Origin of the sequence: Undibacterium sp. (assembly GCF_030683615.1) — a bacterium.
GTDB classification, from domain to species: domain Bacteria; phylum Pseudomonadota; class Gammaproteobacteria; order Burkholderiales; family Burkholderiaceae_D; genus Undibacterium; species Undibacterium umbellatum.
Genome location: NZ_JAUXQE010000016.1, coordinates 1 through 10,896, shown reverse-complemented (window position 1 = coordinate 10,896; position 10,896 = coordinate 1). Strand labels below are relative to the sequence as shown.

The following is a 10,896-nucleotide window of genomic DNA, read 5'->3' as shown; positions in this document are numbered from 1 at the left end:
CTATTGTCAACCGAACCATCGGCGTTAAGGCGTGCTGCAGCGAAGTCGTAGCCGTACTCTGCACCTTTGAGGTTGTAACTCCCTCCCCAGACCATCTTGCCGTCTGGTTGCAAGGCGGCGATTTGTCCGCTGTACAAATATTGGTGCAACGTTCTGTCGGCCTTACCCAACGACACGACCGCCGTGCCTTTGTACCCAAAACTCGTATCGAGGCTGCCATCAGCATTCAACTGCGCCACGGCAAAGTAGTCCGTCACTCCATTGATGGCGTAGCCGGCGACCACGAATTTGCCGTCAGGCCGCGCCAGAATGGTTTGCCCATAGTCATCGCCAGTTCCAATATCAAAGGTGGTCTTGCCACCGCTACCAAAGCTGCTGTCCAAGCTGCCGTTAGCGTTCAAGCGCGTTACGGCAAAGTCCCAATTGCTCCCGACGTAAGCGAGCCCCGCCATGACGATCTTTCCATCGGGCTGTACAACCACGCTCCGTGCAGAGTCCTCAATAGTTGTTTGCACAATCACTTTTCCTGTGCCATTGGGCAGCTCCGGGGCGGACGCTCCATTGACCGCTATGACGCTCGCGGTTGCCACGTCACTGGCAGCGCTGACCGATCCGACTCCCGGATTAAATACAAAGTAGCTGCCGCTGGGATTGCCGTCACTTTGATCCCAGGCGCGGAAAGTGATACTGCTGCTCGCGGTTTGACTCAGATCGCCAAACGGCAACAGGCGAATCAGCGCAGTTGGCCCCAACGCCAGCCCCAGGGTGTTGGTCGTGCTGTTGATCAAATCGGCCTGAATATTGAGCCATGTAGCCCCGCCGTTCAAACTGAATTGCCAGGTCCCAACGCGGGTGTCCACCGCCTCGATCACTATGGCTTCCACAGGGTTGGGCTTGTCGTCGTCAAAGATCGAGCCATCCACCACCAAACCCGCCACGCTAATGCCCGCAGGGTTGGTGCTGTATTCCGTGATGGTCGGGAGCGTAGGCGATGCGCTGGGGTTAAGCACCAACAAATCGTTAGTTGCTGTCACGTTGACCGTGACGTTGTCAGTGGCCGAAAGCGCACCACCTGTACCTTGATCGCCAATATTGCCGTCGCTGAACGTCCAGTCAATTTGAATGCTGGTGTTTTGCCAAAGAGAATCGTTTTTGTAGGCGATCTGTTGCAACGCTGAATTGACCAAACTTTCGGGCAAAGGCGCACTGAACAGACCTTGGGTGGGATTGTTGAATGTCAACTTCAGGATGCCGCCGCTGTTGGTGGTGACGGTACCAATGTTTGCCCCGCCCACCACCAGTGCCCCACCCTCAATCAAAGCACCCAACGTGCCGCCTGGTTTGGCTATGAACACATCTTGCGGGTTTGCGCCACCATTTCGTGCCAAGGTGACATTGGCACCACCATACCCACTTGACGCTAGATTTTCGTCATAGACTTTCGCGGCAGCTTCCAGAACGGTTGCTGTGCCGCGCTCGATGTAGGCTACGCTGGCGCCGGGCGGTGTGGTGAACAACTTACCAAAGTTGGTGTCCAGCGTGCCATTTGTATTCACGCGCGCAAGAAAAAAATCCGCATCCCCAAATTTAGGGCTATGAGACCCCGCCACCACCAGCTTGCCGTCGGCCTGTTGGATAACGCTTAGACCGTCGCCATATGGTGTGCTGGGCAACAGAAGCTTTCCAGCGCTGCCAAAACCAGTGTCGAGACTGCCGTTGGGGTTGAGGCGGATCAGACTGTAGCTACCCCCGCTGACCCCCGCCACCACCAGCTTGCCGTCAGACTGTTGGATGACGCTGTACGCTTGCTCCATGCTGCTGGTCACTGATTTCGGCAGGAAGCCATTAATTCCGAAGCTTTTGTCTACCGAGCCATTGGCATCTAAACGGATCAGCATGAAGTCGAAATCGCTGCTTCTGTAGCTGTACCCCGCAACCACCAACTTGCCGTCGGCTTGCTGGATAACGCTGTTAGCTCCGCCGCCACCAAGGCCCGCGCCAATCAACACCGATCCAACGTTGCCAAAGCCGAGGTCACGGCTGCCGTTGGTGTCGAGGCGGATCAGGCTCATGTACCAAAGCGTGCTTTCTGGTGTGTTGCCAAACTCGGGGCTGGCCCCCGCCACCACCAGCTTGCCGTCGGCTTGCTGAATAACGCTGTAGCCGTAATCCCGGCTTCTTCCCACCGGCACTGCCATCCTGCCATCGGTGTCAAAGCTGGAGTCCAGGCTGCCATCAACGTTCAGGCGAGTTAGGCTGAAGTCCCAGTCAAGAGCAATGGCTGAAAAAGGTAAGGTGGCACCCGCCAATACGAGCTTACCGTCGGCTTGCTGGATGACACTGTAGGTCTGGTGGTTTCCACTTTCCAACCACGGCAAGTCAAATTTGCCGTCAAGGTCAAAGCTGGAGTCCAGGCTGCCGTCGGCTTTGAGGCGGATCACATCCCCGCTGCTCCCAGCCATCACCAGCTTGCCATCTGACTGCTGGATCACTGAATTGCCCTTACCCCCAGGCAACATCAGCTTGCCGTCCCCACTAAAGCTAGTGTCCAACGTACCATTGGCGTTCAAACGCACCAAACTATAAAAATATTGGCCACCTTCGAGGCTGTATCCTCCGACCAATAATTTGCCATCTGCCTGCTGGACGACGCTACGGCCTGAGTCATAACCGCTATTTAGACTTAAAGTTAAAGTTCCGTCGTTTGGGTTCGGGACTACTGCTGCTTTCACAAATCCCGCTGAGAACCTAGGTGCTGTGTTGGCAGCCAAGGTGTGTGCCCAGCCGGAGCCCTGCCACAGGCTTTGCAGCGGGTTGTGCACAGCGTTCTGATAAGGCAAGCCCAGCCTGGCATCCTGTGTGTGCCACACATCAGCGGTGCCGTGCACTGCCACGCCGGTGGCCTGCGCCCAAGCGTCCAGCCACTGCTCACCCATCCTGCCAGCCGCACTGTGGCATCCGTAAAGCCAGATGTGAGCGTCGTCAGCCAGTGCCGCGCCCAGGGTGGCCATGTGTTCGCCTGCGCGCGCGATGGTCTGTGCATCGACCCACTGCTCACCCAGCAGCATGCGCCCCCGCTGCCCATGACCCAAGATATGCAAACCTTGCAAGTTGTGGCAGTGACTGACCGCCTGGGCGATCTGGCCCAGGGCATCGAAGTCCTCGTGGATAAGAAAAACCTGTGTGTCTGGCGGCAATTGGGCCAACAGGATGTGCAGGTCGGGCAGGCTGGCATCGACTACAACAACATGACGGGTGCTGCTACCGTCCGATTGACTGGCAGCAGCGCGATCAGCGCACAAGGTGGATACAGCACTTTGCTTGCACCACTGCATGGTGCTTGTGCCGGGTGCGCTGGGTTGGAGGTGTTGGTTGTTCAATGGCATGACAGTGCTTCCTTGATACCAACAAGGTATCCAATGAGGTAGGTTACTGAATCTTATTGGTTGGGGCAGCGGCGAGCATTTTTGGCTTCTGTACGCTTTGCCTAGTCAACTGCTTGGGCAGGCCAGAAAATGTATGGGCCTTTTAACCCCAGACCGGGCATTGTCTCAGCCTGAAACAGGCTTCGAAGCCCGTACAAACCCTGAATTCATAGTCCGGGTTGCAGGTTCGCTACAGAAGAAGGGCCTGCGCTGATCCACTATTGCCCTGGCGCCCCGGTCAAAATGTCAAAAATCACCTTGGAAAACATCTTCGCTTTACCAGGGTCAGACAAAAGCTGCATCATCTGATTTTGATGTGCAGCACCGCTATCCATTACGGCATCGTCCACCGCCTTCGAGAAATCACCCAACATGGCCTGCTCTGGGCTATTCGAGAGTAACTGGCGCATTACCAGTTCGTTCTCACGCACCTTGTCGCTGATGGTGTTGGCGTAATTCACCATATCGGCCTCGGTCAGTTTATCGGTGATGAATAGCTCATTGAGGCGGTACACGATCTTCGATAAGAACTCAACCGGCTTGTCTTTAGCCTTGGCCGTACCCGCCTCATCGCCTGGCCCCAGCTTAAATTCATCCGACTCTTGCAGGATCAAACTTTGCTGGCGGATTTTAGATATCCGGTAGTGGCTGAGGACGATGCTGCTGAGATCGACCTCATCATCGTCCAGGATGGTCTCTCGCAGCATGGGCCTTAGGTGACGGGCGTACAGGCTTAGCTTCTCCAGGTCTTTATTGTCGTAATCGACGATTTGCGACATGAACTCATAAAAGCGCACGAAGGTACCTAGGTCTTTTTTGAAGATTTCTAGCGCATCTTTCTCTTTCTTGCACTCTTTGAAGCTTTTCTCGGCGTTGGCGATCAAGACCGCATCGGCTGTTTTCTTGGTGCGTTCAAATATGATTCTGGCTTGCTTGTAGGCTTCCACCGCATTTTTATTTCGTTTCTGCCAGCGCTCAACGGCCGGTTTACAGATATTCGCAATCGCCGCATTACTTTTGCCCTTGACGAAGAAGGCAGCGCAAAACTGTTCGACCTCGGTCCATTTAAAAATACTGGCCGCACGTAGCTTGTCGTGCAGATTAAAAATCAGATCTGGATCAGACACATCGGCCAGCTCCGCCGTCTGAAAGTAAGGCTGGAAAGCGGTGAGAATTTCCACTGGCTCGTTAAAAAAATCAAGAATAAAGGTACCCGTTTCAGCCTTGCTTGGATAAATGCGATTCAGGCGCGACAGCGTCTGCACGCATTCCACCCCGCCCAGCTTCTTATCCACGTACATGGCGCATAACTTGGGTTGATCAAAGCCGGTCTGAAACTTATTCGCCACGATCATGACTTGATAATCATCTGTGTCAAAGGCTTTGCGCATGTCGCGGCCTTTGAGCATTGGATTCATGTTCATCTCGGTGTATTTAATGCCTATCACAGACTCTGAATTCGGGTCTTTATCGGTAAATTCCACCTCGCTTGAAAACGCAACCATCGCGCGGATATTCTTATAGCCCTGCGTGGTGATGTATTTATCGAAAGCCAGCTTGTAGCGCACAGCCTCTTTGCGTGAACTGGTCACAACCATTGCCTTGGCCTGGCCGTTCAGCAAACCCATCACATGGGTCTTAAAGTGCTCTACGATGACTTGCACCTTTTGGCTAATGTTGTAGTCGTGCAGGCGCACCCATTGGTTCAGCTTGACCTGGGCGCGCTTACTCTCGACTTCGTGATCGGCATCCTTCATCTTCATCGCCAAGTTGTAGGCAACTTTGTAATTGGTGTAGTTCTTCAACACATCAAGAATAAAGCCCTCCTCGATTGCCTGACGCATGCTGTACACATGGAAGGCTGCGGGCTTGTTGGTCTTGGATGGGACTTCCCCTGGGTGCGGTAACCGGCCAAACAGCTCCAAAGTCTTGGACTTGGGCGTGGCGGTAAAGGCCAGATAGCTCAGGTTTTTCGAGGCGCGTCGCGAGGCCACGGCGACAGCCAGGATATCGTCCGTCGTCAACTCTGCTTCATCATCACCCACGCCTTCCACCATCAGCACTTCTTTCAGTTGCCGGGCGATAGCGCCGGTTTGTGAAGAATGTGCCTCGTCGGCGATCACCACGTAGTTACGCTCTTTCAGGCTGACACTGTTCTCTATCGCCCTCAATACAAACGGAAAAGTTTGAATAGTGACAATAATAATTGGCTGCGAGTTTTCTAAAGCCTTGGCCAGTTTTTCTGATTTGGAGCCATCGCCTTCTAGATTATTAATCCGACCGACCACACCATCGGCATGTTCAAATTGGGAAATAGTGTCTTGCAACTGAGCGTCTAACACCGTTCTATCGGTCACCACAATCACCGAATGGAACTGCTTATTGCCCTCGGCGTCATACAAGGACGAAAGCTGGTGTGCTGCCCAGGCGATGGAATTTGATTTACCAGACCCTGCGCTGTGCTGAATCAGATACTTGTGCCCCGGCCCCTCAAGACGTGCCGCAACCAATAGTTTATTCACCACATCCCATTGGTGATAACGCGGGAAGACCAGGGTTTCCTTCTTGTACTTGCGGCCTTCCCAGTCTTCTTTCTCTTCAATCTGCAAATGAATATAACGGGCCAAAATCGCCAGCAGATTTTTCGGCGATAAGACTTCATTCCACAAATAGTCCGTCGCGTATTGCGTCACTACTTCCGGCACATCATTGCCCGCGCCACCTTCTGCCGTTCCCTTATTAAAGGGCAAGAAATAAGTGTCATCGCCCTCCAACCGCGTCGCCATATACACCTCGTACTGGCTCACGGCAAAATGCACAAGCGCACCGCGCTTAAAGCTGAGTAGCGGTTCTGGCTTCTTGGTGACGGGTTCAATAGGCAGGCGGGTAGTGCGATATTGTTTTATCGCGTTGTGCACAGCTTGTTTGAATTCTGATTTCAGCTCTAGCGTAGCGACCGGTATGCCATTGACAAACAAGACCAGATCGATGCGCCATGCCTTGGCTTGCCTGCCGGTCTCGGCCAGTTGGGACTCAGTTGCCCAAGGGCTATACACCAGCTCAGGCACGACACGCAGGCGGTTCTGTTTATAACGCGCCAAGGTATCCTGGTTCAACTCATGCTCAGGCGCAAACTGGCACAGGGAGAAGCGCGTACCGCGATCACGCAGCTCGTGACGCAAAACGCCCAACGTGCCAAAGGTGCGCATTTCTTTAGTCGCCGCATTCGGGTCCGCTTTATTCAATTGCGTGGCGACCCGTTCCAAAAATTTTTGTTCAGGGTTATTTGAATAAAGCGTGCAAAACTTTTGCCATTGCGCGTCTTGCGTGTCTTTGACAAAGCCCAGCATATCTTCCGGATATAGCGCCAACTCACGGTTGTAGTGTTCGGCTTTGCCGAGCAACCATCCATTCGTCTGCAGTTGCCGGATCATGTCGTTCTGGAAGGCCAGTTCGTTTGCATTACTCATGTTCTGTCATCTCTATTTTTAAGTCATAGTGCTTCAACAACTTGATTTTTTAAGTGCCTTGCCACGTAATCAATTTCTGGAAATAATGAGGCTTCTGATATTGAAAGATTGGCAAGCTGAGCGAGTAGCGTGCTCTTACCGGCGTTTGAAATTTCAATTGTTACAGGCTTACTACTTTCCTTATAGATATATGAATATGGAATTTCAGCCGGTGACGTAATTGATTTATTCATTCCAAATATAAAAAAGGCCCCACTTTGCTGCGTAATTCGCCTGTTATCCAGCTTTGCTTTTACGCACTGAACTTTAGACAAGTCCTCTATCTTTATGCCATCTATAAAATATGGTTTCTCCGCCTTTATCTCATGCAGAAATCGTTCTTTATCATCCGGGTATTTAAAGTTTCTTGGCATCTTGGCCAAATTCCCAATTACAGTAGCGGTATCACTATTAAAAAACTTGATTTCTTCATTGGGTACCTCGTAAATAATAACCTCCCCATTTTTCCCTCCTTTTCCACTATTGGAAGAACAGGCAAAATAAAGAGCGACCAGTGGATTGGTTGTGAGATCTAGCAGGCGAGTTGGCAATCCGTAATGTTGCATCTTTACCAGATACTCAAGGGTTGATGAACATCCTATAAATTCTTGCGGACATTGCATAACCAAATTTTTGAATAACTTATCTTCTTGATCAGCAAATGTTCCTTTTTTCCCGCCATTAGTAATAGCGCGAAACACTGATGGTATAGCTTTATAGGACGAATCAGAATGTCCTCGGTAAAATAAACTAAATTCTCTTCGAGAATCTATTTCTTTAATCCTATCAATAAAGGCGGAAATTGATGCCACTCGACCGTTCGAGGCGCTCATTAAACAAATTCCTTTGCCGAAGATTTCTCATCACTTACGTCAATTTTCCCCGTGATGGCGGCTGAAATTAGGGCTGCGCGACGCTCTTTCGAAAATTCAATTTGCCTGTTTGCAAAATCAATTGCTTTATCAAAGACAAAACACTTTTCTAGCAATACCTTAGCGATCAACTTTGCCTCGCTAATGGGAGGTCTCGTTACATGAAGATTCTCGATTACACCCATGCCTATATTTTGCTGGGTTCCGACGCTCCAATTAAGTTCAACGGCTTCTTTAAAATTTATTGATCTTAAAAAATTCAGAATGAAATAAGGGTCAGATTTTTCGTTGCATCGTATTACTGCCAATGGTGACCATATATTAAATTCAGCATCGGTTTCATTGATTGCAGTTACGCCAGTTGTAGCACCAGATTTCACCATATAAATATCAAATTTTTTGGGTGAATATTTCTGTGAAAATCGCTTGTTATCTTTTTTAGATATATGAGCCCTAATTTTTTCAAAATCAATTCGACCAGATGACACAGCTTCAGCCGATATAAACGGCACACCACTATCTAAAAAATTCGGCGTTTCATGCGGGCCATCGGTAACAGGAATCGAAACAATATGTTTTATACATAAAACCTCCCAATGTTCCGGTACTTCGCCTAACCACTCCACACATGAGTCGCGCATGGGAGCGTTTGGGTCGAGGCCTTTGGTGACGGCATGACTGATCACTGCCTGCCGCTTTTCTTTGAGCAGCTTGATCAGCCCTTGATGCTTCGCTATCAGGGTATCGATCTTGGCGGTTTCGTGGTCGAGGAAGTTGGTGATTTTTTCTTGCTCGATCAAGTGAGGCATTGCGAATCGAAAATTTACAAAAGTGTCCTGATACAAGTGAACAATTGTGCTGCCAGTTTTACTAAAATCAACGAAACCAGTGAAAACGCTCGAATGAAGAAGCCAAAAATAGAATTTACTTATATAGCTTTCTTCTAATGGCCTTACGACAAAGACTCCGCTATTAAGCGTCGCTTTTCCGTTCAAATTACTAACCAAAGCCACTTTCCCTATTGTTCCGTCTTTTGTTATCAGTAAGTCGCCATTTACCAACTGGATATTGGGATCTTGTTCGTAGCGAGAAAAATCACAGTGATAACAATCTTCCCACTTAATTACTGGCCCTCTAAAATCAGATCCTGTGACCAAATAAGGGCCTTCAGTAGTAAAATCATCAGCTTTCAAACCGTGCCAACCTACTCTAGCTTTTACATACGACTCGAATTTAACGCGAGTTAATTCCCATCCACAGGGATAGCTGCCAATCCACTCAACCCCGGAATCCTTATATTCCGCATATGCCTTATATCGACTCATAACCCGACTCCGGAACAGGCTGTATTCACAACTTGCAACATCATGAATGCACCTCTTGCAGCAGCTTCAAGATCTCGGTGCTAACAGCATCGAGATCGGCATCAATCTCGGCCAGATCACGCGGTGGCTGGTATTGGTAAAAATGGCGGTTGAACGGGATCTCGTAACCGACAATGCCGATTTGCTGGTCTTTGTCGTCCTTCTTACTGGCGTCTATCCAGGCATCCGGGACATGCGGCTGCACTTCTTTTTTGAAGTAGGCTTCGTTGATGGCGTTAACGCTTTGGCTCGGGTCGAGCGCCACGTTTTCGGCATCGCGCAGGTCACCGTCGGCCTTGTATTCGACGACTTTGCCTGCGTTGTCACCCTCACCGGTAAACAGCCCGTAAATCGGGTCGGCCGTGGTTTTGTGGATTTTCTTGATGACTTTTTGTGCGGCGGGGTTTTTCCAAAGGACGGCCGCTTCAATGGCTTTCTTGTCTTTGGCATCTAGGCTGATGCCTTGCTCGATGGCCGCTTTGGTAAGTGTCTCGTCAAAGATGTTCATGTCGTCAAACTGCGCACGGCCTATGGCTGCTTGCAATCGACGACCTTTGCGCAGGATGGCGAGTTGATTGCGCCATGTTTCGCGATCCAGCAGGTCTTTGACGTGTTTTTCTTTGAGATCGGCAAAGTGCAGCTTGATGTGACGGCGGATCGCGTCTTGATGACTACTGAGGTCACCATAGTGGGTGCAGGTTTCTGCATCCCCCCAGAACGCGCCCTCTGCTTCGCTGTATTCGGCATACGCCCACTGCATCACCGCGTTTAAAGCGCCCGATTCAAAGCGCAAGCTGAAAAGGCGCACATCACTGAACTGGTAAGACATGCGCAGCGGGCGTTCTATGCTGATTCGGCGGTAGCCAAATTCGTGGGTCTTAAAGATTTTGGCTGCAAAGGTTTTAGCCGCTTCACTCTTAGGGTTGGCTGACTGGCGGCCGCGATTACTCTTTTGTTCGGCCGGTTTATCCAGCTCACGCGCATCGACCACATCAAAGTCACCGAAGCATTTGGTGATGGTGGCGATGTCGCTCTCGTCCATTACATTGCGCTTGCTGCCCAGCGATTTGCGCATCTTGCCGCACAAGTTGACGCCATTGACCAGTTGCACCAAGCCTTTACGCGCCTTGGCTTTTTTGTTCGACAGCACCCAGACATAGGTAGAAATGCCAGTGTTGTAAAACATGTCGGTAGGCAGTGCGACGATGGCTTCTAGCAAATCGGCCTCCAGAACATAGCGGCGGATTTCTGATTCACCCGAACCAGCACCGCCGGTAAACAAAGGTGAGCCATTGAGAATAATGCCGATACGCGCCCCGCCATCACGGGCATCGCGTAGCTTACTGATCAGATGTAGCAGAAATAGCAGCGAGCCATCAGAAACGCGTGGCAAGCCCGCACCAAAGCGACCCTCAAAACCTTTATCGCTATGTTCTGTGGTTATATCGCCTTCGATTTTTTTCCAATCAACACCAAACGGCGGATTTGACAGCATGTAATCAAATTTTTGAGCATACAACTGGTCATTTGATAGCGTATTGCCAAGCTTGATGTTGCTGACATCCTGACCTTTAATCAGCATGTCGGCTTTGCAAATCGCATAGCTTTGAACCTGCCCCTGTTTGACGTACCGCTTAGCCGTTCCATTATGCGGCCTTCAATTGCTGTGCCGCAGTCCAGCGTTCTTCAAACTTCATAGGACTGACATACCCCAACGTGGAGTGCA

General features: G+C 50.6%; 3 protein-coding genes and 3 pseudogenes. All 6 read right to left on the bottom strand.

The genetic code is table 11. The features are described from left to right. Positions 1–2,732 (bottom strand): annotated as a pseudogene (locus Q8K39_RS08270) (hypothetical protein); the annotation flags it as partial. A 198-nt stretch (positions 2,733–2,930) separates the two neighbouring features. Beyond that, a pseudogene (locus Q8K39_RS24960) lies at positions 2,931–3,335 on the bottom strand (DUF4347 domain-containing protein); the annotation flags it as partial. Between the two features lie 308 nt (positions 3,336–3,643). Then, positions 3,644–6,895 carry a type I restriction endonuclease subunit R gene (locus Q8K39_RS08260; protein ID WP_305259357.1) on the bottom strand — a complete coding sequence of 1,084 codons (3,252 nt, stop codon included), beginning with the start codon at positions 6,893–6,895 and terminating at the stop codon, positions 3,644–3,646. 23 nt (positions 6,896–6,918) lie between these two features. Further along, positions 6,919–7,767, bottom strand: a complete 849-nt coding sequence (locus tag Q8K39_RS08255; RefSeq protein WP_305259355.1) for an FRG domain-containing protein — start codon at positions 7,765–7,767, stop codon at positions 6,919–6,921. Next, the gene (locus Q8K39_RS08250; protein WP_305259353.1) at positions 7,767–9,131 is read right to left on the bottom strand and encodes a restriction endonuclease subunit S; all 1,365 of its coding nucleotides are present in this window, start codon (positions 9,129–9,131) and stop codon (positions 7,767–7,769) included. The genes Q8K39_RS08255 and Q8K39_RS08250 overlap by 1 nt, the downstream gene beginning before the upstream one ends. A 40-nt stretch (positions 9,132–9,171) precedes the next feature. Then, positions 9,172–10,779, bottom strand: a pseudogene (locus Q8K39_RS08245) (class I SAM-dependent DNA methyltransferase); the annotation flags it as partial. Between the last annotated feature and the right edge of the window lie 117 nt (positions 10,780–10,896).